This window comes from Paenibacillus sp. H1-7, assembly GCF_022354825.1.
Lineage (GTDB): Bacteria > Bacillota > Bacilli > Paenibacillales > NBRC-103111 > Paenibacillus_S.
In genome coordinates this window covers 7426544-7451813 of sequence record NZ_CP031168.1, presented here as the reverse complement: position 1 = coordinate 7451813, position 25270 = coordinate 7426544, and the positions used below count along the sequence as shown (strand labels likewise).

Genomic DNA, 25270 nt, shown 5'->3' with positions numbered 1-25270 from the left:
ATGTGGGGTAATGACATGAAATCGTGGGTTGTAGCGTCAGGAAAAGTGGCGGCGGTAACCGCACTGGCCGGCGGCTTGCTGGCCGGATGCGGCGGAGCCAAGCAGGAAACGGCGGGAAACTCCGCTGCAAGCAGCAAAGAGCCTGTGGAGCTCGTCTTCTACCAAACCGGCAACGCCGATTGGAAAGAAGAAGACTTCATGAACAACTACGGCAGCTATATCAAGCAGAAGTTTCCTAATATTACGCCGAAATTCGTCCCCGTGCCGTCCAACAAATCGATGGATACGCTGATCACCGGGGGGCAGCAGTTCGACGTTCTTATTTTCTCCATCGGCCATACGCATCTCAACTTGCTCCGCAACGAGTTCCAGTATGACATGACGGAGCTGATCAAGAAGAAGAACGTCGATTTGAACCGCTTCGAGCCGTTCACGATAGAGCAGCAGAAAGAGATTGCAGGCGGGGGCATTTACGGTCTTCCGCTATCGAATACGTCGCCGGTCATTATGTACAACAAGGACATCTTTGATAAGTTCGGCGTACCGTATCCGAAGGACGGCATGACGTGGGATGAGATTTACGATCTCGCCAAGCAGGTGACGCGCAGCGACAACGGAACCCAATATTACGGCTTCCTGGCTTCTCCGGAGCATTTTTTGAAGACGAACCAGTTTTCTGCTCCGTTCGTCGATCCGAAAACGTCGAAACCGATGTTCGACGATCCGAAGATGATGACGTTTCTGGACAACCTGAAACGGTTTTATCAGCTGATCCCGCCGCCGGACGGCAAGCCGCTTGCCGGAGGATTTTTCGCATCCACGGCTCAGTCCAATATGTTCGCCAAAGACCGGACGTTGGCCATGTGGTCCCATTTCTCCAATGCGGCGCTCAACTTCCCGGACGATTTGAACTGGGATTACGCAACGCTGCCCTACTTCAAGGAGCTGGGCCAAGTAGGGCCTCAGGCGTATCCGGGATATATTTATATCAGCAAAACAAGCAAGCACAAAGAAGAAGCGATGGATGTCATTCAGGCGCTCACGTCGGACGAATTCCAGACGATCCGTTCCAAGATGGGCGTCGAATCTGCGCTGAAAAATCCGGAAATCAAGAAAACGTTCGCGCAGGATTTGCCGAAATACAAGGGCAAAAACATCAACGCCATTTTCCCGCAAAAGTATGCGGCACCTGCTCCTTTAACGGAGTATAACGACTTGGCCTGGAAGCGTCTGAACACCGCCGTCGGCGATATCGGCCGGGGCACCAAGGACAGCGTAACCGCAGTCAGGGAAGCGAACGAGGGTCTGGCCAAAGATATCGAGGCCGAGAAGGCGAAAAAGAAATAAAGCATTCGGACAGCAAGGAGGGGGCGGAACGAAGACCTCTCCTTTTTTTGCAGGACCGAATGTATTCGGATTGGAGGAAGAACACCCTACGATGGAATTTAACCTAATATGATGGGGAACGGGGTGCGATTCATGTTAAGTATTAAAGAGGTATGGAGGAAGAGTTTGCTCGTTGTGCTGGCAGCAGCCGTAGTGCTAAGCGGCTTGCCAATGATTTTATGGACGGGTGGTAATATAGTCTATGCGGAGGCAGCGGATGCTCCGGCCATTTACGTTAATGACAAGTTCGATGCTCACGTCTCCGGCGCGCCTGCGGGCTGGTCGGTTTCGGGCTTAACGTCCGGGGGTATGATCGTCGGCGAGGAGGTGTCGGGCCGGGAAGGCAAAAGCTTGCGCTTGCGCAGCGGAACCGCATCCGATTTGGTCATGACCAAATCGTTCGGCACGCCTCTTACGGGCAACGTGGCTATCGAGCTGAAAGTGAAATATAACGGCGCCAAATTTTACACTCCGCTCATTCAGATCAAGTCGGGCACGAATGTGCAGTCGGCGCTGGTTGAATTCAAAGCGGACGGCTATATGTATGCAGGCGGCGTAAAAATCGCCGGCGGCGCCTATGCGGCCGATACATGGTACCGGCTGACCGTCATCGTGAAGACGGCATCCAAGACGATGGACGTCTACGTCGACGGGGTGAAAAAGATTACGGACGGCACCTACAGCAATGCCGCCACAATCAACGATATCGCTTCGTTCCGCAGCTATACGAAGGCGCAAACCGGCACGGCCAACGAATTTTGGCTCGATGATGCCAGAGTGTACGACAGCCTCGTTCCGCTGGACGAGTCGTACTTCGAATCGACGACGCCCGGTCCGGGGACGGGCAACGCCAACGACGCGTATGCCCAGGCAAGGCTGAAGCAGTCGCTGGCTTTTCTTGCCGGCTTCCCGAATGCGTACGCCTACCTGCAGCGCAAGCCGCTCGATGCCGCCGATCCGACCGTCAAGCCGGTGGCGGACAACGGTCGCGTGCTCATTCCGCTGCTGTTTGCAGCGGACCAGCTGGGCGTTCCGCACAGCCGCAATGAGGCGGCAGGTACGGTCACGCTGGGGCCAAAGGCGGGCTTGCTCGGCAGCGCGATCACGTTGACCGTCGGCAGCGCCGAGGTGACGGGCGCTGGGAGCGCGGTCACGCTGGATGCTCCGCTGCGCCTATCGGGCTCGACGCTCTTCGTCTCGCCGGATCTGTTCACCAAGACGATGGGGCAGCACGTATTGGCTAACGACGACCTGGTGCTCATCAGCACGGCGAATCCGCTTCCTGACGGCAGCGAGCTGGCGAAGCTGACGAAGGAGGCGATCCGCCGCATCGTCTACGACCGTCCGAGTGCGGCGAGCATTATCGCCGACCTGAAGCAGCACAATCCGAACCAGCAGCATCCGAGGCTGTTCATTACGTCCGATCGCGTAGCTGCGCTGCAAAATCAAATCCAGACCGACGCTACCTTGGCCAAATGGTACGGCGATCTCCGCAAGAGCGCCGATACCGTGGTGGCGACGCCGGTCGGACAGTACGACCTTCCGGACGGCAGACGGATGGAGTCGGCGAAGGACGCGCGTCCGTTCATCGAGCGAACGGCGCTCATGTACTTATTAAGCGGGGAAACGAAATACGCCCAGCGCGCCGTCGACGAAATGATGAAGGCCGCTTCCATCCCCGACTGGAACGACCAGAACGAGTTCCTCAATACGTCGGAGCTGACGGCGGGCATGGCCATCGGATACGATTGGCTGTATGATTATTTGACCCCGCAGCAGCGGGACCTGGTTCGTACGGCAATCCGCGACAAGGGGCTGTCCAAAGCGGTAGCAGCGCACAATGCCAACGCGTGGTGGGTCAGCTTGTCGGACAATGAGAAGATCAGCAATTGGAACGCCGTCTGCAACGGAGGCATTCTTCTCGGAGCATTGGCTATCGGGGACGAAGAAGAGGCGATAGCGGGGGACATCGCCGCGAAGTCGCTGCGTTCCCTGGAGGATTTCATTTTGCTTGAGTTCAATCCCGACGGAGGCTGGAGCGAAGGGCCGGGCTACTGGCGCTATACGGTCGAATATTTGGTTACTTACATGTCTTCCCTGCAAACCGCGCTCGGCAAAACGTACGGGCATTCGGAGACGCCGGGCTTTTATAAAACAGCCTATTTCATCAATTACGTGCTCAGCCCGAAAGGGGCGTTCAACTTCGGCGATTCCTCCAGCTTCAAGGTGCGGGCACCTGAGCTGTTCTGGATGGCGAAGCAGCTGAACAATCCCGATGTGGCCGGATTACGGATGCTGCTGATGCAGGAGGCCAAGCAGGCCGGGGGCGTATACGACATGATCTGGTATGACCCGAATTTGGTCAACCTGAACGTATCGATCCCGCTCGATATGTATTTCCGCAATACGGAGCTTGCCGCCTTCCGTAGCAAGTGGAACGACACCTCGGCATATTTCGCCGGAATTATGGGCGGTAAGGGCAACTCGAGCCATGCCCATTCCGATGTAGGCAATTTCGTCTTCGAAGCCGAAGGCGTGCAGTGGGCCATCGATCTAGGCAGCGACGATTACAACTTGCCGAACTACTTCGACTACGACAACCAGCGGTTCAAATATTACCGGTTAATGCCGGAAGGGCACAATACGCTGGTCCTTAACCCTGACGGCACCTTTGAGCAGGACCAGTACTCGTTTAACCGCATCGAGCGGTATGACTCGAAGCCGCGAGGCGGGTTAGCCGTCGTCGATATGACGCCGGCCTACGCGAAGAATGCCGCGTCGGCGAAACGCGGTCTCCTGTTCGGCAGCGACCGGAAAGCCCTGACGGTGCAGGATGAAATTCACGCGAAGTTGCCATCGACGATATGGTGGTTCATGCATACGAAGGCGGATATCAGCATAGCTGCCGACGGCAAATCGGCCGTGCTCACGCAGGACGGCAAGCGGCTTGGCGTGACCATGAGCTTCTCCGGTCAGGCACCCGCAGGCGCAGCGTTCAAGGTGATGGATGCGAAGCCGCTTCCGGTATCGCCGAATCCGGCGGGGCAGGACGCGAACGCGGGCATCCGCAAGCTGGCCATAGAGCTGACCGGCGTGCAGGATCTGAGCATGGCGGTTCAGCTGACGCCTCTGGCAGCGGGCGAGACTGTGCCTGGAGCCGCTCCTTATGTTCCGTTAAGCGGCTGGAGCATTCCGGACGGCGACATTCAGACGGTTCCGCAGCTGTCTCAGCTGACGTTAGACGGTCAGCCGCTTGCAGGCTTTAACAAAAACGTATACAGCTACACGGTAAACGTGCCGTTCGGAACGCAGAGCTTTCCTGTAGTCGGAGCTTCTGCAGCCAAACCGGGCGATCTCGTAAGCGTCGTGCAAAACGTATACTCCTTAAACCCGGCCACCGTAACGGTCACCGATGGGGTATATGCCGAGCGCACGCAGCAGTACGTAGTGCAGTTCGCTTCTCAGCCCGTATTAACGAAGCCGGTCCCCTATATCCAGCTCCCTGTACAGGGAGTGACTGCCAGTTCGGCTCAGGAGGGCAACCCTGCCGCCAATGCGATTGACGGCGACATGAGCACGCGGTGGTCGGCAGATAATACCCCATGGATCCAGCTCGATCTGGGAAGCTCCAAGCAGGTCAACGGCGTCGGCATCGCGTTTTATAACGGGGCGACTCGCACTTCCAAGTTCGACATCGCGGTATCCCAGGACGGGCAGACATGGGAGAAGGTGCTTATCGGCACCGGCAGCGGAACGACCTCGAATATGGAGTATTTCGGGTTTGCGGAGAAGCCAGCCCGCTATGTCCGGGTGACCGGATACGGCAATTCGGTCAACGGTTGGAACAGCTACAACGAGATGGCCGTGTTTACGGTGAACCACGCACCATCCGTTGTCTCGCCGCTCCCCGACCGTTCGCTTCCATTGAGCGGGGGCAGCGTAACCTATGACGTCTACGTCAGCTTTGCCGACGTCGACGATGCGGTGCCGATGCTGACCTTTGAGGCAGCTTCGAGCAATCCATCGGTTGTGACCGTGTCGATGAACGGCGGCCAGCTGACGCTTAGTCCGGTGGCCGCAGGCCAGGCTGCGATTACGGTTCGCGCCGCCGACGCTGCCGGACTCAGCGCCAGCACGTCTTTTACGGCTGTTGTTACTGCGGGCGATTCCCAAGGCAAGCCCAAGAAGGATAAGGAAGATAAAGACAAAGATAAAGACAAAGATAAAGACGATAAGCACGATAAGGATAGCAAGGATGATAAGAAGGACAAAGGAAACGAACCGGTAAAATAACGGTTGACACACCTGCCTGGCGATGATACCATATAAATCACATAAGAATACTATACTTTCTACCGTACAAACGGAGACTGACGAGCAAGTGGTTAGTCTCCTTTTTTGCTGTCTGCTTAAAGGGCGCATTTGCATCCGTGGTTTCGGGCTCAGACTCAGGCGAGAGGGAGTCCCTTTTTTCCCGGAGACGGTTTGTCAACCATAACGAATGGAGACACGGAGGCACGGGAAATATGCCGGAGGACAGCAGCAACGGGTTTGTTGCACTCATTAATCCGACTTAGTAGGTATGTATAGTGTGGTATTGAATATGAACATGACTTACATAGAGAGTGGGGCTGATTGCAATGAACAAGCAATGGATGCGCATCACCGTACCGGTACTGGCTTTGGCGCTGGTTTTATCCGCGTGCGGCGGCAATAAAGCAGCGACGGAGCCCGATTCGGCACCGAAAGCGGAAACGGCCGGCAGCACGGGCTTGACCAGCGTACAGGATGGACTCGTCAAAGCGTCCGATCTATCGAAAAATCCGGAAACGGCCAAGAAGAGAACAAACACGTTTATCTCGGGGACCCAGACCCCGGAGGGCATTTTTAACCCTTACTTTTATCAAAACGGTTGGGACGGCAACGTAACGAGCGTATTGTTCGCATCGCTGGTTACAAAGGACGAAACCGGCAAGCCGATTCCCGAGCTGGCGGAGAAATGGGAGACTTCGCCCGATCAGCTGACCTATACGTTCAAGCTGAAGCCGAATTTGAAATTCAGCGACGGCTCCCCGTTGACGGCGGAAGACGTTGCGTTCACGCTAACCCTGCTTCACGATCCTGCGTATGACGGGAGGGTCGATATCGCGCAGGCGAACATCAAAGGCGGCAAAGCCTATAAGGAAAAGACGGCGGACAGCGTCGCAGGCATCAAGGTGGTCGACCCGCAGACGATTCAGATCGTTACGGAGAAGGTGTCCACGCTGACGCTTCCTCTGATCGGCGGCGAGGTGCTGTCCAAAGCTTACTACGGCAAAGATTATAAGCAGGGTAATCTCGATTATATCAAGACGCTGCACGACAAGCCGCTGGGAGCCGGACCGTACAAATTCGATAAGTTCGTCAAAGGCCAGGAAGTCCGGTTCGTTGCCAATCCGAATTATTATGCGGGCAAGCCGGCGGTGGAAAACTTCATTTTCAAAATTACGAATAACGAGACGAACCTGCAATATTTGAAGGTGGGCGAAACCGACTTCGACCGTTTTACGGCGAACCGCGACAATTACGATCAGCTGAAGGCGCTCGGCTTTGCCAATATCAATACGTTTACGGCTACGTCCTACGTGTATCTCGATTTTAACAGCGGAGGCAAGCTCTTGAAGGATAAGCGGGTGCGGCAGGCGTTGTATTACGGGCTCGACCGGCAAAAGTTCACCGATATTTTGTACCAAGGCTTCGGCGAGGTCGCGAACGTTCCCGTCTCCCCCGCATCGTGGGCTTATACGAAGGACGTCACCCCGTATCCGTTCGATCCGCAAAAGGCGAAGCAGCTGTTGGACGAAGCCGGCTGGAAGGTAGGCGCCGACGGCATCCGCGAGAAGGACGGGCAAAAGCTCAAGCTGCAATACTTGGGGCGCAAAGGCTACAACATCGACGATGTGCTGATTCCTCTGGCCAAGGAAAATTTCAAGGATATCGGCATCGCCGTGGAAGCGGAAATTCTCGATTTCAACGCACTTCTGGCCAAACGGAAAAAAGGCGACTTCGACATCGCATCGTTCACATCGACCAACTTCTCCGATCCGTATGACGGCGTCAAAAGCTTTCACAGCAAGTACAACGTAAGCGGATATTCCAATCCGGCGATTGATAAATTAATCGATCAAGGAACGGAGACGCTCGATACGAACAAACGGATCCCGATCTATCACGATCTGTACAAACAGCTGAAGGACGACCCGCCTGTACTGCTGCTGTCGTATCTGAAGATTTTATCGGCGCACAATGCCCGAATCGAAGGGATCAATCCGGACCCGGTATCGATTTTGAACCGCTCGATTCCTAAGCTCAAAATCCAATAAACGCCAGAGGGCTAGGGAGGCGGTCTCCCGGACTAGAGTTATATAGAAAGCCGTTCATAAGTAAAAAAAGGAGGCGGAAGCCATCATGCGTCAATACATGGTAAAACGAATACTGCATCTCATTCCAACGCTGATCGGCGCTTCCCTCCTTATTTTCTTCGTTTTTGCGCTTGCGCCCGGCGATTACATCGATTCGGATATGACGCTGACGCCGGAGCGGGCGGCTGAGCTGAAGGCGATCTACGGCCTCGACAAGCCGATGCTGCAGCGGTATTTCATCTGGCTCGGCAATGCGCTGCACGGCGATTTCGGCTATTCGCTGCAGTACCAGCAGCCGGTCATGGCGCTGCTGAAAGAATACGTCGTCAACTCGTTTCTTATTGCGAGCGTATCTCTCGTGCTGACGTGGATCATCGCTGTCTTCATCGGCGTGTTCTCGGCGGTACGGCAGTACTCCTGGTACGATTCGCTTATTACGCTCGCCGTGTTCGGGGCGATGTCGTTCCCGTCGTTCTTCATCGGACTTTTGATGATCAAATGGTTCGCCGTCGACCTGGGCTGGCTGCCCATCGGGGGCATTCTCGATACGGGCAGCCAGACGACCGGCTGGGCGCGTATTTGGGAAGTCGCTCGGCATATGATTTTGCCTGCGACGGTGCTGACGATGCTCAGCGTCGGTTCGCTGACGAGACATTTTCGCGCCAATATGATGGACGTCATCAAGCAGGACTTCGTACGGACGGCAAGAGCCAAAGGCTTGAAGGAACGAGCCGTCATTTACAAGCATGCGCTTCGTAACGCACTGCTTCCGGCGATTACGCTGCTCGGACTGGAGCTGCCCGGCTTGTTCTCGGGGGCTATCATTACGGAACGGATATTTACGTGGCCGGGGGTAGGCTACATCCACATGGAGGCTATATCCAACCGCGATTACACGGTTCTGATGGGCTTCACGATGTTTCTGGCGCTGCTGACCGTCGTCGGAAATTTGCTGGCCGATTGGCTGTATGCCGTAGCGGACCCGCGTATCCGTTTAAAGTAAAGGAAGTGTTCTCATGGCATTGGAATCAACGGAGCTGCTTCAGCGCGGGGTGAAAGGGCTGAATCGGCAGCGGCGCGATAAAGCGGTGTCCTCTTCGCCTTGGAGAGCGGCGTACCGGCGGCTCGGAAGAAACAAGCTGGCTATGTCGGGATTGTTCTTTTTGCTCCTCGTGTTCTTGTTCTGCTTCATCGGTCCCTTGTTCTCCAGCCATACCGAGGGCAGAGTTAACGTATCGCTGATCAACAAGCCGCCAAGCCTGTCGCATTGGTTCGGCACCGACAATCTCGGGAGAGACGTGCTTACCCGGCTCATGCAGGCGGGGAGAATTTCCTTGCTGGTCGGACTTGTGTCTATGGTATTGTCCGTCACGCTTGGCTCGCTGCTTGGCGCTTTGGCAGGCTTTTACCGCGGGGTTGTCGATACGGTGGTGATGCGGGCGGCCGACATTTTGCTTGCCGTACCGGAAATCCCGATTTTGATTATTATCGGCGCCATTTTATCCGATTTGAAGGTGCCGTCCGAATACCGGATCTACATGGTCATGCTGATGATCAGCTTCATGTCTTGGCCGTCGCTCGCGCGAATGGTGCGAAGCCAGATTTTATCCTTCCGCGAGCGCCCTTACATGCTGGCGGCCGAATGCCTCGGGCTGCGGGACCGGCGCAAGCTCGTCCATCTGGTGTTGAACGCCGTGCCGGTCATCATCGTCGTTGCGACGCTGAGCGTGGCCAGAGCTATTTTGAGCGAAACGGTATTAAGCTATTTGGGCCTTGGCGTCGTGCCACCGACTCCGTCGTGGGGCAACATGATGGCTGCGGCCAATTCGTTGATCGATTTTCAGTCGAGACCATGGCTGTGGATCCCGCCTGGCACCGCGATCTTTTTGACCGTCATAGCCATTAATTTGTTGGGGGACGGCCTGCGCGACGCATTGGACCCGAGAATGAAAAGGTAGGTGAAGCCGATTGACCCGTACGGCGTTGGCGGAATTTCAAGATTTGCATACGTATTTTTTCACCGAGGAAGGCGTCGTCCAATCGGTCAACGGAGTGAGCTTCTGCATTCACGAAGGGGAGACGGTAGCGCTGGTAGGCGAGTCCGGCTGCGGTAAAAGCGTGACGGCGCTGTCTATGATGGGACTTATCGAGGAGCCGCCGGGCAAGGTAATGGGAGGACGGATTGTATTCGATAACCGGGACCTGCTGACGGCGGGGAACAAAGAAATTCACCGCTTGCGGGGCAAAGAGCTGGCCATGATTTTCCAGGAGCCGATGTCTTCCTTAAATCCGGTGCTGACCATCGGCGAGCAGATCATGGAGCCTTTGATTCATCATTTGCACTTAAGCAAAAAAGTGGCCCGGATCCGGGCCGTCGAATTGATCGAGCGGGTTGGCATTCCGCGAGCGCGGGACATTGCCGACGCTTATCCGCACGAGCTGAGCGGAGGGATGCTGCAGCGGGTCATGATTGCGATAGCGCTCAGCTGCAATCCGAAGCTGCTCATCGCCGACGAGCCGACTACGGCGCTCGACGTGACGATTCAGGCGCAAATTCTCGATTTGCTGCGGGAAATCAAGGAGGAGCAGCGGATGTCCATCCTGCTGATCACTCACGATCTGGGCGTTGTCGCCGAGATGGCCGACTATGTCGTGGTTATGTACTGCGGCAAGGTCATCGAGCAGGCTCCGGTTCTATCGCTGTTCGAGCAGCCGAAGCATCCGTACACGCAGGGCCTGCTCAAGGCGAGGCCCGTGATCCGCGAGCGGAGGGAGCGGCTCTACTCGATTCCCGGTCAGGTTCCGAGCCCTGTCGGACTGGGCGACGGCTGTTATTTCAGCGACCGGTGCGACCGCTGCATGGATATTTGCCGGACGAAGCAGCCGCCGCTGCGGGAGACGGAGGACCGGCATCAAATCGCATGCTGGCTGTACGAGGAGGCGGGGCAACATGAGCGAACCGTTAGTTCAGGTTCAGCGGCTGAAAAAGTATTTTCCGGTTAACAAAGGCGTCTTCGGCGGAAAAACAGGCGACGTCAAAGCGGTGGACGGTATCGATTTGACGATCCGCCGGGGAGAGACGTTCGGCCTTGTCGGGGAATCCGGCAGCGGCAAAAGCACGATAGGGCGGGCGCTGCTCCGTCTGTCCGATAAAACGGACGGCGATGTCCGCTTCGACGGCATCGACCTGTACGGCTTGTCCCCAAGCGAGCTGCGCCGCCTACGCCCACGGATGCAGATGGTGTTTCAGGACCCGTACGGCTCGCTGAATCCTCGTATTCGGATCGGGGATGCGATAGGGGAAGCTTTGCTCGATCACGGCATAGCCTCCCGAGCCGAAGCGAGGGAGCGGGTGCTGGAGGTGTTGTCTCTATGCGGGCTGGCGCCGTATCATATCGACCGGTATCCGCATGAATTTTCCGGCGGTCAGCGCCAGCGGATCGGGATTGCTCGGGCGATGATATTGAACCCGGAATTTATTGTCGCGGACGAGCCGGTGTCTGCGCTGGATGTCTCCATCCAGGCGCAAATCATTAACCTGCTGTGCGATCTGCAGGAGCAGAAGCAGCTGACGTACTTGTTCATCTCGCACGATTTGAGCGTCGTGGAGCATCTGTGCTCGACCATCGGCGTGCTCTATCTCGGCTCGCTGGTAGAGATGGGTTCGCGGGACGAGCTGTTCGCCCGCCCGCAGCACCCGTACACGAAGGCACTGCTGTCGGCAGTGCCGGTTCCGGACCCGCGCGCCAAGCGGGAGCGGATTGTGCTCAAGGGAGACATCCCGAGCCCTGCCAATCCGCCCTCCGGCTGCAAGTTTCATACGCGCTGCCCCATCGCCGCAAGCGTGTGCCGGGAGCAGGCACCCGAGTTTCGCGATGCCGGCGGAGGCCATTTTGTCGCCTGCCACTTGGTATAGTGCAAACGCCGGATCCTTAATGCCGGTCGGCAGCAGAATAGAGCTTACGGAACGAGAAATGAAGCGGAGCAGGCAACGGAAATCGGAAAGTGCTGCTTGCAGCAATAGGATCCGCGCTTTGACAGGAGGAATGCTCATGTCCGTTACAAGAGCACAGAAGGTCACATTGCCGCAGCCTGTAGCCCTGCGGCTGGAAATCGCAAGAGCGGGCGGTCTGTCCAAGGAAGCGCTGCTGGGAGCGATTCGAGAGAAACGAATCGACGCTTTGCAGCGATTTGGTCCCGAGCAGCTGTCGTGGGATATTTTGAGCGAATATGCCGACGAGTACCCGGACGACCTGGAACGAGCCATTCGCGAAGGCTACGCGTTCAAGTTTTTGACCATCCGCGGCCTTATATCCTACTTAGGCTACCGGTTCGGTCTGCATGAAAAAGCGGACTACCGCCTTGTAGAAGAAGGGCTGGAAGGAGTCCGATTGGAGCAGAGCGATATCGCTCTGCTGAAAGAAACGATTCCCGCTTTTTGGCTCATAACCGAAACGGGGGCACAGGCTGAAGAAGCTATAGTAGAGCAACGCAGCGCAAACCATCCCGACTTGAACAAAGTGACGATTCGTATCGAGCGTGTGCATTATCATGTGAACCGATTTGAAGGAGGTGACACGAAGTAACGTCCGGCTGGTCATTTTCACCCAACTAGTTTTCATTCCAATCATTCATATCATAGAGGAGAGTGTACCCATGAGTACTTTAAACGAATATTTGCTGGAGAAGCGCGAAGCTTCCATCGCCCGGCGGGAGAAAGCCCAAAACGATCCGAACCTGCAGCCTCACCGCTTCGGTGCAAAGGTGCGCGCCAAAGGGCGCAGCGGCGTGCGGGAAATCCGCATTCGTGATTTCCAAATCATCAGCGACAGCCCTCCGGACTTCGCCGGGTACGATCTTGGACCGAGCTCTCCTGAGCTGCAATTGGGCGTATTGGGCAGCTGCCTGACGCATATTACCCTCATCCAAGCGGCCGAGCGCGGAGTGAAGCTGGAGTCGCTGGAGGTTGAGGTGAGCGGGCAGCAGCATCCGCTGGCAGGCAAGCCGGGCTATGAGGATATCCCTATTTATCCTCATAATATCCAATACAAGCTGCATATCGTATCTCCGGAGTCGGAGCAGACGATAGCGGAGCTGCATGAAGCGGTGGAGCGCGTATGCCCTGTCTTGAATTTGCTGGCTAACCCGCAAATCGTGGTAGGCGAGGTCATCCTCTCCGCTCCGGCCGTTAAGCAAGAGGCGTAATCAACAGCAAGCGAAGCATGTCGGACGGAGGGACGATCCTCCGCTTCCGTCATGCTTTTTTCATATCAGGACGAGTAAGATGTACTTCCTGAGCAGCCGCATCCTCATCCGCATCCGTATCCGTATCCGCATCCTCTAGTAGACTCGATGAATAATTTCTTCAAAATCGGGCTCCTCCATATGAACGTCTTCAATCGTGCCCCAGCGATTCATTTCCCTCAGCACGTCCATAGCCGTCGTTTCCTGTCTATTGCATGCAACGGTGACGACCTTATCGGCAATTTCCTTTACCTCAAAATGCAAAAACCGGCTTTCGCCCTCATGAAGCTGGTTTACCGGCTCTCGATACGTAATTTTCATGACCGTCGGCAGCCCGATCCGCTCGCGCAAATGCTCGAGATTACCGTCGTATATCGTCTCGCCATGGTTAATGACTATAACCCGGCTGCACAGCTGCTCGATATCGTCCATGTCGTGCGTTGTCAGCAAAATCGTCTTGTTCCATTCCCGGTTGAGCTGCTTGAGATAAGCGCGAATTTGCTTTTTGGCGAGCACGTCGAGGCCAATGGTCGGCTCATCGAGGAACAGCACATCCGGATCGTGCAGCAGGGAAGCGGCGAGATCCGCCCTCATCCGCTGGCCAAGCGATAGCTTACGCACCGGGGTTTCGATAAAATCGCTCATCTGCAGCACCTCGGTCAGAAGGGCGAGCTGGCGGGCGGCCTGCCGCTTTTCGAGTTTGTACAAGGCAGCGAGAATGTCAAGCGAATCCTTGACCGGAAGATCCCACCACAGCTGCGTTCGCTGACCGAACACGACGCCCAGATGCTTGACGACATGCTGTCTATGCTTTTGCGGGCTGCTGCCGTTGATCGTAACCTCGCCCGAGGTAGGGTGCAAAATGCCGCAGAGCATTTTGATCGTCGTCGATTTTCCGGCGCCGTTCGGGCCGATGTAGCCGACGAACTCGCCCTTTTCAATCTCAAAGCTGACCCCTTTGACCGCATCCACCGAACGGTAAGAGCGGGATACGAGTGTACGAAGGCTGCTGAACCGTCCTTCCTTGACGACGGGGAGCCGGAACGTTTTGACCAATTGATGTGCGTGAATCATACAATCCCTCCGATGGATCACGAGTTTTGATGTAGCGTTGGCAGTGTTTTATCCGTACTTGCGAATTGGCTTGTATTGATGCCTTTCCGGCGGTGCTGTTGACCTTGTTTTAAACGCTTGAGCTCCAGACGCGCAATCGGCGGTCGATCGAACTCTCCAGCAGGTCTCGTCGCTTTCATGTATCCGCAAGATCCAGGTGGCTGTATCATGTGCCCGTGCTCTGATAATGAGCTATGCCGTGCTTCCAGAAGCGAAGCGCACCGAGCAGCAGCACGACGGCTAACGTCATCGTCGCCGGTATGATCCACATGCCGAGCTCTCCGCGGATAATATAGAGCGATGGAATGTAGCTCGTGAAGCCCATGGGGATGACGGTCAGCAGAACGATCCGCATCCATTGGGGATAGATCGATAATGGGTACTGGCTGGCCGTAGTAGCCGCATTATCGGTTATCCGCTGCAGGTCGTCGATGCGGTGAGTCCAAAAGCCGACGGTTGCCACCGTCAGTCCGATGGACAGCGTGATGAGAGTGCCGCTCATAATGGCGGCCAATGTGAACGGAACCGCCCATAGCGTCACTTGTCCGGAAGCCATCAAATGGTTCAGGCATATTCCTGCCAATGTCGCCCCCAGCACGAGCTCGCCTGCCATCGGGCGGAAATTGCGCGTACAAAGAACCAGAAGCACCGGCATAGGGCGCAGGAGCAGCTGATCGAGCATTCCCTGGACCAAATATTTCTCAAAGCCGTTCACTTCCCCGGCCAGCATGCGGTAAAACGCTCTAGTAAACATCATGACCGCAAACATATATCCCGTCTCGTATACGCTCCAGCCCTTGATCCCCCCGAATTTGTAGATGACGGTGGATACCGTAACAAACTCCAATCCAAACACGAGCAGCACGAGGAAGGACGATAATAAGAAATTGAATTTGTGCTGCATTTGGCTTCTAAGACTGGCTCCGGCCAATTGAATGTAAATGCGTATCCAGCTCATCCTCCCTGCACCTCCACTTTACGGCGTACTGCATGCGTCAAGGCGAAGCAGACTGCTGTCAGAAGGACGGACCAAACGAGGGATAGCTTAAGGGAGGATACCGAATCCATCTCCAGGTAAATTCTTGCCGGAATATATTGCAGGCAGGGGTACGGAGTGAGCAGGCTTACGTTTTTCAGCCATCCCGGCAGCCATTCGACAGGGATGAAGAAGCCGGACAACAGCATGTTGAAACCATGGTGCACGTGGGAGAACCAGCGCGACTCCGTCGTCCAAAGAGCGGTTATGCCGATCATATAGCCGATACATAAGGAGAGGTAGGCCGAGAAAAACAGCGCCAGCAGCGTCCACAGCCAGTTGATCGGATGCTCCGGCGTACGGATGCCGAGAAGCAGTACGTAAATGAGGAGAATCGGAAGTGTGCTGTACACAAATTGATAGAACGACTGCCCCCATTCTTTGCTCAGCATATACCAGAAAAAATGCATCGGCTTCATCAGCTCGCTCGCAATTTGCCCCGTCCTGACCATGGCGTCTATGCCGAGGCCGTTCGTTGTCAGCAAAATCCAGATGCAGGCCTGGTTGAAGGCGATATAGCTGATCATGCCGTGCATGCCATAGGCACCGAGCGATTCACCCCCGCTGACCCCGGTCCAGACCGACATGTAGACGTAGCCGATGGCGACGCTGGCGAGCATGCGCAGGATGTGTGCTTTTCGGTACTGCAAATTTTTGGCGTAAGATTTGCGGGCTAACGTTAATGAGAATATGGGGAGGCACCTCCTAAGAGTTTTGCGAAGCAAAACTTGCTCCGAAAGCGTTACTGAGTTTTGCGAAGCAAAACTTGCTCCGAAAGCGTTACTGAGTTTTTTCGAAGAAAAACTGGCTTCGAAAGGAATAACGAGTTTGCGAAGCAGTATTAAAAAATATAGTGGAAATATTGGAAAAAAAGTAGACTTTTTCTTTTCTGTATGGTAATCTATTATTATAGGAAACAACTGCATAGGAACCTCTGGTTGGAATTTGGAAAAATTCAAACTTTAGTTAAAATTTGTCTACAGGGCCGGTTGAGCGCTGTTTTTTTATTGCTCGAATGGTTTATTGCGTTAAAGAGATAAAGTGTAGTGAGGCGAAAATCGATCCTTTGCAATAAAACCGATCCTGCTTGCAAGCCGGTTTTGCTAATGCAAAACGTTAAGGTGATCACGCCTCGAAGCACTACGATACGAGTTTATCTCACCACATAAGAATTTTATATGATTAAGTGTTGCAAACGGATCATAGGAAATAGTCTTATCGACGATGAAAACTACCTCTAAAGTAGTCGCTCCTGTGGGAAAGGATTACGGTAGAGGTTTTTCTCACGGCTCGAAATCGAAATAAGTGAATATTTTCTATGAAGTAGTGAATTTTCAACATAGTTTACATAGAAGCTTTTCCCTATAATTGCATTCAGACGCAAGCAGATTCAGAGGAAATGAGGAGGAAAGCGGCATGAAGGTGGAGCAACAGAAATCGGGCTTGTTGGAAGTGAACCTCGATTGGAGCGACTTTTTGTCCAGGCATGATATGTCGTGGACGACACGTCCGATGACGTGGAATGAAGGGGCCTTTATCGGCAACGGCTTGATGGGGGCGATGATGTTCGGGGAAGAGCACCGCGACAAGCGGAATGTGCTTCGCTTCGTCCTCGGGCGAACGGATATTACGGCAGCCCGCACCAGCGGCTACAGTCCGCGGATACCGATCGGGGAGATCGATCTCGAATGTGAAGGCTGGGTGTATCAGCCGACGGAAATTAAGGTGGATCTGTGGAATGCCGAGATCAAAGCCCGGGTTGTTACGACCAAAGGCGAGATTGGGCTGAGAGCGTTCATCCATAGCGAAAAAATGGTGCTGGTCATCGAAATCGAGCCGACCGAGGGAGAGCGGGGAGCCAAGCTGCAATGGTATGCAGAGCCCGAGGTGTCCCCTGTTCTCAAAAATGCGGACGGCATCAATTTGAACCAATATATCCCGGACATTCAATTGAACCGGTATACCGAACAGGGAGTACAGATCGGTGTCCAGCAATACCCGTTGGGTGACGGCTGCACGACGGCATGGCAGGAGATCGAGAAGGCTCCGAATCACCGGATCTGTTATTTGACGGTGCAAAAAGGAGTCGGCGACGACGCCCGCCAGGAAGCCGTCAGCCTCGTGCGAGAAACCGCGCAAGCCGATCTGGAGCAGGAGGTTCAAGCGCACCGCAGCTGGTGGCATGCGTATTATCCGCAAAGCTTTGTATCGATACCGGATACGATGCTGGAAGGCTTTTACTGGATTCAAATGTACAAGCTGGCTTCGGCGACGCGCAAGGAGTACATGATCATCGATAATCAGGGTCCTTGGATGGCTCCGACCCCGTGGCCCGGCGTATGGTTCAACATGAACGTGCAGATGAGCTATTCTCCGGTATACACGTCGAACCGACTGGAGTTGGGTGAATCGCTTATTCGCGGGCTGGAAGAAAACTTCGACAACCTTATTGCCAACGTACCGGAGGAGTACCGCGAGGATTCGGCAGGCCTGGGCCGGAGCTGCAGCTACGATCTGAAGGCCAAGGTTGTGGACGAGACCGGCAACCTGCTATGGATTTGTCACAATTACTGGCGCCAATACCGCTATTCCATGGACGAGTCGATGCTGCGCAACGGCCTGTTCCCGCTGTTGAAGCGGGGTGTGCAATATTTTATCCACATTTTGGAGCAAGGGGAGGACGGCAAACTGCATTTGCCTCCGACGGTCTCGCCGGAATACGGATCATTCAAGAAAATGACCGTGCCGGACTGCCATTACGATCTGGCACTCATTCGCTGGGGCTGTGAGACGCTGCTCGCCGCAAACGACAGGCTCCAGCTTGACGATCCGTCTGCTGAGCGCTGGACGTACGTGTTGGAGCATCTGACGCCGCTGCCGACGGATGAGAACGGCTTGCTCCTCGGCAAAGACGCCCCGATTGAATTCGGGCATCGTCATTTCAGCCATTTGCTCGCAGTATTCCCGCTGCATATCATGACCGGAGAGCAGCCGGAGGAGCGCGAGTTGATCCATAAGTCGCTCCGCTACTGGACCGGGATGGAAGGCGATATGCGCGGCTTTACGTTCACGGGCGCAGCCTCCATTGCGGCTGCCATCGGACTCGGCAACGAAGCGCTGCAATATATCCGCAGCTTCATGCATCTCATCAAGCCGAACACGATGTATCGGGAGGCCGGGCCGGTCATCGAGTCGCCGCTTGCCTGCGCCGAGTCGATCCAGGATTTGCTGCTGCAAAGCTGGGGCGATACGATTCGCGTATTTCCTGCCGTACCAGACGAATGGCAGGAAATCAGCTTCCACAACCTGCGGGCGGAAGGAGCATTCCTGCTCAGCGCGGAGAGAAAGGCGGGCCGCACGGCGTTCATCCGCGTGCAGAGCCTGGCGGGCGAGCCATGCCGGATCCAGACGGATTGGCGCAGCCTGAACATTCGCGTGATCGGGGAGCGCGAAGTGCCGCTTCGCCTGCTCGGAGACGGACTCGTCGAGCTGGAGCTGAAGCAGGGGGAGGAAGCGCTGCTATACGAGGGCGAACGGCCCGAGCCGTTCCGCATCGAGCCGGTTGCGGCGAAGCGCAGCCTGCGCAATTATTTCGGCGCCAACAAGCCGTGGCGCTTGTACGGGGTACCGTTCCAGGAGTAATTCGAACCTCCCTCCTGTCGCACAAAACGAAGGACACTGCCTGATACATGGCAGTGTCCTTTTTTCCGTTGTTTCCGAACTTCATAATAATTCCAATTATTCCCTATATGTAAAACGTATGAAAAAGCAATCGAGATTATATTTTCCATTATATATCAGTGCATGTTAGCATAGACTCAAACCTGTTTGCCGCAGAAGAGTGTGGGCATAATGCTATTGCAGCAAATCTGAATCTGGGCGAGTCCGTCACAAAGGAGTAATGAATTCGTGTCATCCCGTTCATCGTTTCCATTATTATTAGTAAATATGTTTCTTGCTATGCTGGGCGTCGGGCTTGTCGTGCCGGTATTGCCGGAGTTTTTGCAGCTATTCAATGCAAGCGGCCAGGCGGCAGGATACCTGGTATCGGCCTTCGGCCTGAGCCAGTTTTTATTTTCCCCCGTCGCAGGCGAGTGGTCCGATAAATACGGCCGCAAGCCGATGATTATTATCGGGCTATTCCTGTTCGCTATATCCAATTGGCTGGCGGCTATGGCGGACCATATTATCATTATGTACGTATCGCGTTTGATCGGCGGAATCGGCTCCGCCGCCTTGGTTCCTTCCATTATGGCTTATGTCGCCGATATTACGACGGAGGAGCAGCGCAACAAGGCGATGTCATGGCTAGGGGCTTCGATGACATCAGGCTTTATTATCGGCCCCGGTGTCGGAGGGTTCCTGGCGGAATGGGGCATCCGGGCTCCATTTTATGCATCCGTGTGCATGGGGCTGCTGGCGATGCTGTGCAGCATCCCGCTTTTGCCCGAATCCTTGTCCAAAGAGAGCCGCTTGAATCGGAGGCAGTCGCTGCAGAAAAGAGAGAACGTATTCCGCCAGCTGGTGCTTTCGTTCCGGTCGAAATATTTTATATTGCTGTTTATTGTCTTCGCCATGACGTTCGGCATGACTCACTTTGAAGCGATTTATCCGCTGTTCGTAGTGCAAAGCTACGGATTTACGACCCGTGATATTGCAATCTTGTTCACGGTTTGCTCTCTGATCGCTACGTTCAATCAGCTTGTATTGACTAACTGGCTGACCCGAAGGTTCGGGGAGCCGACGGTTATTCATTGGATGCTTCTGCTATCGGCCGTCTCGCTTGTATTGCTGCTGTTCTCGGGAAATTTCTACTATGTGCTGTTCATGACGATGCTGTTTTTCACCTTCAACAACATTATCCGTCCCACGATCAACACGCTGCTGTCCAAACAGGCCGGGGAGGAGCAGGGCTTCGTTGCGGGAATGAACAACGCCTATATGAGCCTCGGTACAATCTTCGGGCCGCTTGCAGCCGGCATTTTGTTCGATGTCCATATGAACCTGCCTTATTTGTTCGGCTCGTTCGTGCTGCTCATAAGCTGTTTCGTATCGGTAAGATGGGTGGGAAGAGGAATCAAGAGAGACGCTGCCGACCGGATGCATCCGTAGTTCAGATTCTCAATAAGGAGAAGCACGTCATAATGCACCCTCAGCTAAGCTTGTTGTTATGTTATAATGAGAGCAGCAGCAACAATAATGACGAGGATTGTGAATGGTTATGGTTAAAGCAGTGGATCGTACCTCCTAATACGAAAATAAGTACTATTAGGAGGGCATAAAAATGAATTTTCATTTGATCGATATGGAACATTGGAGCAGAAAGCCTTATTTTGAGCATTATTTAAACCAGGTCAGATGTACCTACAGCATGACGGCAAACATTGACATTACCCATTTGCTTGCCAAGTCAAAAAGCCGAGGAATCAAGCTGTACCCGGTGCTGATCTACATGATTGTAACCGTGGTGAACCGTCATGTCGAATTTCGTACCTGCCTTGATGCCGAAGGAAGGCCGGGGTATTGGGACTCCATGTCTCCCAGTTATACGCTGTTTCACAATGAGAATAAAACCTTCTCCAGTATATGGACCGGGTACCGTGAAGATTTCGACGAGTTCTATAACGGCTGGCTGGAGGACCAAGACAAGTACGGAAGCGTCATGAAGCTTATGGCTAAAGCAAACGAACCGCCAAATACCTTCAACATATCGTGCATCCCTTGGGTTCATTTCACGGGATTTAACCTGAATATCGATAACGGAAGCGCCTATTTGCTCCCTATATTTACAATGGGAAAGTACGATGAACAGGACGGCGCGATCCGGCTGCCTCTCTCCGTGCAGGTACACCACGCCGTATGCGACGGCTATCACACCGGACTCCTGTTCCATGAGCTGCAGCAGCTGGCTGACAGCTGCGAGCAATGGTTGCCGGCCGACCGAACACGGGTGGAGCCTTAAGCGGTATAAGGGAGAATTGGCCGGCGCGGACACGGGTTCCGACCTGCGCTCGGAAGAAGGAATAAATAAGGAAGGCATTTTCGCGATAAAGCTCGCCAAGATGCCTTTCTTTTCTTTTTCAACGATGAATGAAAGCAGCCTCTTACCTCTTAAAGGAACGATCTGAAAAATACGGCTGAAACCATTTGTCCACAAGGTTATGCACAATATCAACAGGCTTCAAAGCAGTGCTGTGCATAAAGCAGAGTGGTTTTATAAACATATCCACATTTCGAGTTATCCACAGTTTTCTCTCCTCAGGACCTCGCGGTTAATAATTTATTCACATAAGTTTGATATTCCGTTAACATTGTGCAGGTACAATGGAGCTGTAAAGAATAGCAAAGATAGAAAAACACATATTAGGGTACGAGTCGAGGAGAAAACCCTTGTATGCAGCGAATGAAGCACGCGGTTGCTTTCGTTTGTTGGATGTAAGGGTTTTTTGGGTTGTCTTCATGATGGTTTATTACAGAAAGGAGCTGCGCTACGTTTGCCGGATGTACTGAATTTTGACGGCTATTTTTTTGATTTGGACGGAACCTTGTTCCTTGGCAGTCAGCTGCTTCCCGGTGTCCGGGACACCTTGGAGGTGCTTCGTCAGGCGGGCAAAAGCATATGGTTTCTGACCAATACGACGACCCGGACGAGGGAGGATTGCCGGATCAGGCTGCAGCAGCTTGGTTTGGAAGCCGATGTGGAGGAGATTGTAACGGCAGCGTTCGTCTCGGCCGTCTACTTGCGGGAGCAGCAAAATTGCAATGTGCTCGTAGTCGGTGAGCCGGCGCTTATTCGTGAGCTGGAGGAGCAGGGAATCCCGTACACGACAGATGCTCTCGCAGCGACCCATGTCCTGGTGGGAATGGATATGCATTTCACCTACGACAAGCTGCACCAAGCGATGAAGGCCGTCCTTGGCGGTGCCGCGCTTATTGCGGCTAATCCGGATCCGAGCTGCCCGATTATGGGAGATATTATTCCCGATACGTGGTCGATGGTGAAGGCGATCGAAGCGGCAAGCGGCGTCGCGCCGTTAACGGTGATAGGCAAGCCGTCCTTATATTACGGCTCGAAGGTGCTGGAGTGGAGCGGGCTTGCGGCTGAACGCTGTCTAATGGTGGGAGACCGGCTGGAAACGGACATTATGTTCGGGATCAACAACGGGATACGCACCGCACTGGTACTTACGGGAGTTACATCGATAGAGGATATGGAGAAATTTCCGTCGAAACCGGATTATGTATGGGCTACCTTACATGATTTTACAGCTTTATGCCGGGGGCGGCTCCGGGCTTAAGACGAGATCGCGCAACACGCTTAAATGAGAAAAAGGCAGTCCTTAGCGGACGGCCTTTTTATGATGGAATAAGAACAACCTCTACCCGAGGTCCGTCACAGAGGAGCGACCGCATGCAGAGGTTGTTTATATCGCCTTCGGAATCTTATCCATTCAATTGTAATAAAAAAAACGTCGTTCGACGTTATAGGTGCTAATCTATAGTTGCATTCAAAAGCAGACGGTGATACAATAGGGAACGTTCGTCACTATTTGCACAGTATGCACGTTAATATATTTCAATCCTTATTATGATTATAGCATTGCAAGAGGGAAAAGTCAAACTTTTATTTCTGGCAGGCATCCATCCTTAGATCCCATTCGGAAGAGAGGCGATTTTTTTGAGTATGACGGAAGTCGATTGGCGTGAAGAGCAGCAGCGGGTTGATTCAGTTATAAGCAAAATCGGCAAGCGCATCGAACGTTTGGAAGAGGAGGTCGGCGATGCCAGGTCGGATGTCGTCGATATCCGCAAACATTTTTGGGATGAAGTAACCGTCAACTTGAGCAGCATGGAGGACCTCAACGAAACGTATTTCAGCCTGAAGCAGCAGGTTGAAATACTTAACGACAGGGAACGCCGTCATCGGCAGGCATCCATTGCCCTTGGCAAGCTGAGACGTCTGGTGAAATCGCCTTATTTCGGACGGATCGATTTTACGGAGGACGGGGGAGGCCGGACCGAGGCCATCTATTTGGGAATTGCATCGTTTTCCGATGAAGATGAGAATACGTTTCTCGTATACGATTGGCGCGCCCCCGTGTCGAGCCTGTATTATGATTATCCGCCCGGACCTGCATCGTACGAGACGCCGGGTGGCGAAGTAACCGGAACGATGGAGCTCAAACGGCAATACGTCATTCGCGACGGGAAGATTGCGCTGATGTTCGACACCGGCGTCACTATCGGCGACGAGCTGCTGAAGCAGGTGCTGAGCCGCAGCTCCGACGCGCAAATGAAGAGCATCGTGGCGACGATTCAGAAGGAGCAAAACCGGATTATCCGTAACGACACAAGCCGTATGCTGATCGTGCAGGGAGCTGCAGGAAGCGGTAAAACATCGGCCGCGCTGCAGCGGGTCGCCTATTTGCTGTATAAGCACCGCGAGACGCTTTCGGCGGATCAGATGGTGCTGTTCTCGCCGAACCCGATGTTCAACAGCTACGTCTCGACCGTGCTTCCGGAGCTTGGCGAGGAAAATATGCAGCAGACGACGTTCCAGCAGTATTTGGAGCATCGCCTCGGCAAGGATTATCAGCTTGAGGATCCGTTCGGCCAGCTGGAATATGTTCTCGCCGCTGCGGGAGAGCCGGATTATGCCGCAAGAATCGAAGGCATCCGGTATAAATCCTCGGTCGATTTCCTCAACGTCATTAACCGTTACAAGGAAGTGCTGGAGCGGGAAGGGATGATCTTTAAGCCGATCCGGTTCCAAGGCAAGACCATCGTCTCTGCGGAGCGGATCCGAAAGCAGTTCTATGATTTCGATTCGTCCATTCGTTTGCCGAACCGGCTCGTGCTGCTGCGCGACTGGCTGCTAGGAGAAATCCGGGAGTTCGAGAAAAAAGAACGGCAGGCGGATTGGGTCGATGAAAGCATCAACCTGCTGGACCGCGAAGATTATCAGCGCGCTTATACCCAGATGCGCCGCAAGCGGCAGGACAGTCCTGAGAACACGTTCGATGACTATGAAGTAGAAAGAGACATTTTGGCGCGCATGGTCGTCAATGATCGGCTGAAACCGGTGCGGTCGCGGATCAAGCGGCTGCGCTTCGTTCATATGTCGGCCATCTATCGGCAGCTGTTCGAGAAGGAGGAGCTGTTCCTTCAGGCAGCGGGTGAAGCGGGAATGCCTGCCCTGTGGGCCGATATTTGCCGTCTGACCGCCGATACGATGGAGCGAGGAGAGATCGCTTATGAGGATGCGACGCCGCTGCTCTATTTGAACGAGCTGATGCTGGGCTTCCAAATGAATACGTCCGTCCGCCACGTCATCGTGGACGAAGCGCAGGACTACTCCCCGTTCCAGCTTGAATTTCTGAAACGTCTGTTCCCGAGGAGCCGGATGACGGCGCTCGGCGACATGAACCAGGCTATCTACGCCCATGCCTCTGCGCTTGGCGAGCTCGACCCGATCACGGCGCTGTACGGGCCGGAGCAGACCGAGCTGATCCGCTTGACGCGCAGCTATCGATCGACGCAGGAAATCGTCGAGTTCTCCCGCGGCATGGTGCCGGGAGGCAAAGAGATCGTGCCGTTCAACCGCGGAGGCGACAAGCCGCTCGTTGCGACCTTTGCAAGCCGCGACGCGCTGCACGACAAGATCGTGAGCGATGTCGCAGCGCTTCGCGCGGAGAGCTTCGAGTCGATCGCGATCATCTGCAAGACGGCGGGCGAGAGCGCCGAAGTCTATGAGGCGCTGAACGGGCGGCTCCCGCTGCAGCTGATCACGAAGACGACGCCGGAGTTCGTGAAGGGCATCGTCGTCCTTCCCGCGTACCTCGCGAAGGGCGTCGAATTCGATGCCGTTATCCTCTATAACGGCTCCGAAGAGCAGTACAGCCGCGAGAGCGAGCGGAAGCTGTTTTATACGGCATGTACGAGAGCGATGCACCTGCTGCATATTTATGCTCTCGGCGAGCTCAGCCCGTTCGTGACGGCGCAGCATCCGGACACGTATATATTGGAAGGTGCCGGCGGCCGGTAACGGCGGCCGCTTCTGGGCGCCTCCGCTGACAGAAACACCTTAGCC

17 protein-coding genes are annotated in these 25270 nt (G+C 54.5%); 14 read left to right on the top strand and 3 right to left on the bottom strand.

Annotation, left to right across the window (positions count from 1 at the left end):
- Positions 1 to 15 precede the first annotated feature (15 nt).
- The 9 genes from DVH26_RS32920 (at position 16) to DVH26_RS32880 (ending at position 12992) form a co-directional block, all read left to right on the top strand.
- Positions 16 to 1347, top strand: coding sequence for an ABC transporter substrate-binding protein (locus DVH26_RS32920; protein ID WP_239629843.1), 1332 nt, complete (start codon positions 16 to 18; stop codon positions 1345 to 1347).
- Between the two features lie 132 nt (positions 1348 to 1479).
- Complete coding sequence (locus DVH26_RS32915) at positions 1480 to 5679, top strand: discoidin domain-containing protein (RefSeq protein WP_239629840.1); 4200 nt, start codon at positions 1480 to 1482, stop codon at positions 5677 to 5679.
- Positions 5680 to 6026: 347 nt separating this feature from the next.
- Positions 6027 to 7748, top strand: coding sequence for an ABC transporter substrate-binding protein (locus tag DVH26_RS32910; protein ID WP_239629837.1), 1722 nt, complete (start codon positions 6027 to 6029; stop codon positions 7746 to 7748).
- A gap of 85 nt (positions 7749 to 7833) precedes the next feature.
- Positions 7834 to 8790: an ABC transporter permease gene (locus DVH26_RS32905; protein ID WP_239629836.1), complete on the top strand. Its 957-nt coding sequence runs from the start codon at positions 7834 to 7836 to the stop codon at positions 8788 to 8790.
- 13 nt (positions 8791 to 8803) lie between these two features.
- Positions 8804 to 9745, top strand: coding sequence for an oligopeptide ABC transporter permease (opp4C, locus tag DVH26_RS32900; protein WP_239629833.1), 942 nt, complete (start codon positions 8804 to 8806; stop codon positions 9743 to 9745).
- Positions 9746 to 9755: 10 nt separating this feature from the next.
- Positions 9756 to 10790 carry an ABC transporter ATP-binding protein gene (locus DVH26_RS32895; RefSeq protein WP_239629829.1) on the top strand — a complete coding sequence of 345 codons (1035 nt, stop codon included), beginning with the start codon at positions 9756 to 9758 and terminating at the stop codon, positions 10788 to 10790.
- Complete coding sequence (locus tag DVH26_RS32890) at positions 10738 to 11703, top strand: ABC transporter ATP-binding protein (RefSeq protein ID WP_239629827.1); 966 nt, start codon at positions 10738 to 10740, stop codon at positions 11701 to 11703. Before DVH26_RS32895 ends, DVH26_RS32890 begins: the two co-directional genes overlap by 53 nt.
- Before the next feature lie 136 nt (positions 11704 to 11839).
- The gene (locus DVH26_RS32885) at positions 11840 to 12373 is read left to right on the top strand and encodes a hypothetical protein (protein WP_239629824.1); all 534 of its coding nucleotides are present in this window, start codon (positions 11840 to 11842) and stop codon (positions 12371 to 12373) included.
- 70 nt (positions 12374 to 12443) lie between these two features.
- On the top strand, positions 12444 to 12992 hold the full coding sequence (locus DVH26_RS32880; RefSeq protein ID WP_239629821.1) for an OsmC family protein: 549 nt from the start codon (positions 12444 to 12446) through the stop codon (positions 12990 to 12992).
- Between the two features lie 135 nt (positions 12993 to 13127).
- Here the strand turns inward: DVH26_RS32880 and DVH26_RS32875 are convergent, their stop codons facing one another.
- From DVH26_RS32875 to DVH26_RS32865, 3 genes are all read right to left on the bottom strand, one after another.
- Positions 13128 to 14105, bottom strand: coding sequence for an ABC transporter ATP-binding protein (locus DVH26_RS32875; RefSeq protein WP_239629819.1), 978 nt, complete (start codon positions 14103 to 14105; stop codon positions 13128 to 13130).
- Positions 14106 to 14310: 205 nt separating this feature from the next.
- Complete coding sequence (locus tag DVH26_RS32870; RefSeq protein ID WP_239629817.1) at positions 14311 to 15102, bottom strand: ABC transporter permease; 792 nt, start codon at positions 15100 to 15102, stop codon at positions 14311 to 14313.
- On the bottom strand, positions 15099 to 15905 hold the full coding sequence (locus tag DVH26_RS32865; RefSeq protein ID WP_239629816.1) for an ABC transporter permease: 807 nt from the start codon (positions 15903 to 15905) through the stop codon (positions 15099 to 15101). The genes DVH26_RS32870 and DVH26_RS32865 overlap by 4 nt, the downstream gene beginning before the upstream one ends.
- Positions 15906 to 16596: 691 nt before the next feature.
- Here DVH26_RS32865 and DVH26_RS32860 point away from each other — a divergent pair.
- The 5 genes from DVH26_RS32860 (at position 16597) to helD (ending at position 25225) form a co-directional block, all read left to right on the top strand.
- Positions 16597 to 18822 carry a glycosyl hydrolase family 95 catalytic domain-containing protein gene (locus DVH26_RS32860; protein ID WP_239629814.1) on the top strand — a complete coding sequence of 742 codons (2226 nt, stop codon included), beginning with the start codon at positions 16597 to 16599 and terminating at the stop codon, positions 18820 to 18822.
- A 306-nt stretch (positions 18823 to 19128) separates the two neighbouring features.
- Entirely contained in the window at positions 19129 to 20292 is a 1164-nt protein-coding gene (locus tag DVH26_RS32855; RefSeq protein ID WP_239635567.1) for an MFS transporter, read from the top strand.
- 172 nt (positions 20293 to 20464) lie between these two features.
- The gene (catA, locus tag DVH26_RS32850) at positions 20465 to 21142 is read left to right on the top strand and encodes a type A chloramphenicol O-acetyltransferase (RefSeq protein WP_239629811.1); all 678 of its coding nucleotides are present in this window, start codon (positions 20465 to 20467) and stop codon (positions 21140 to 21142) included.
- A gap of 532 nt (positions 21143 to 21674) precedes the next feature.
- Positions 21675 to 22478, top strand: coding sequence for an HAD-IIA family hydrolase (locus DVH26_RS32845; RefSeq protein ID WP_239629809.1), 804 nt, complete (start codon positions 21675 to 21677; stop codon positions 22476 to 22478).
- A 386-nt stretch (positions 22479 to 22864) separates the two neighbouring features.
- Positions 22865 to 25225: an RNA polymerase recycling motor HelD gene (gene helD / locus DVH26_RS32840; RefSeq protein WP_239635566.1), complete on the top strand. Its 2361-nt coding sequence runs from the start codon at positions 22865 to 22867 to the stop codon at positions 25223 to 25225.
- The last annotated feature ends 45 nt before the right edge of the window (positions 25226 to 25270 follow it).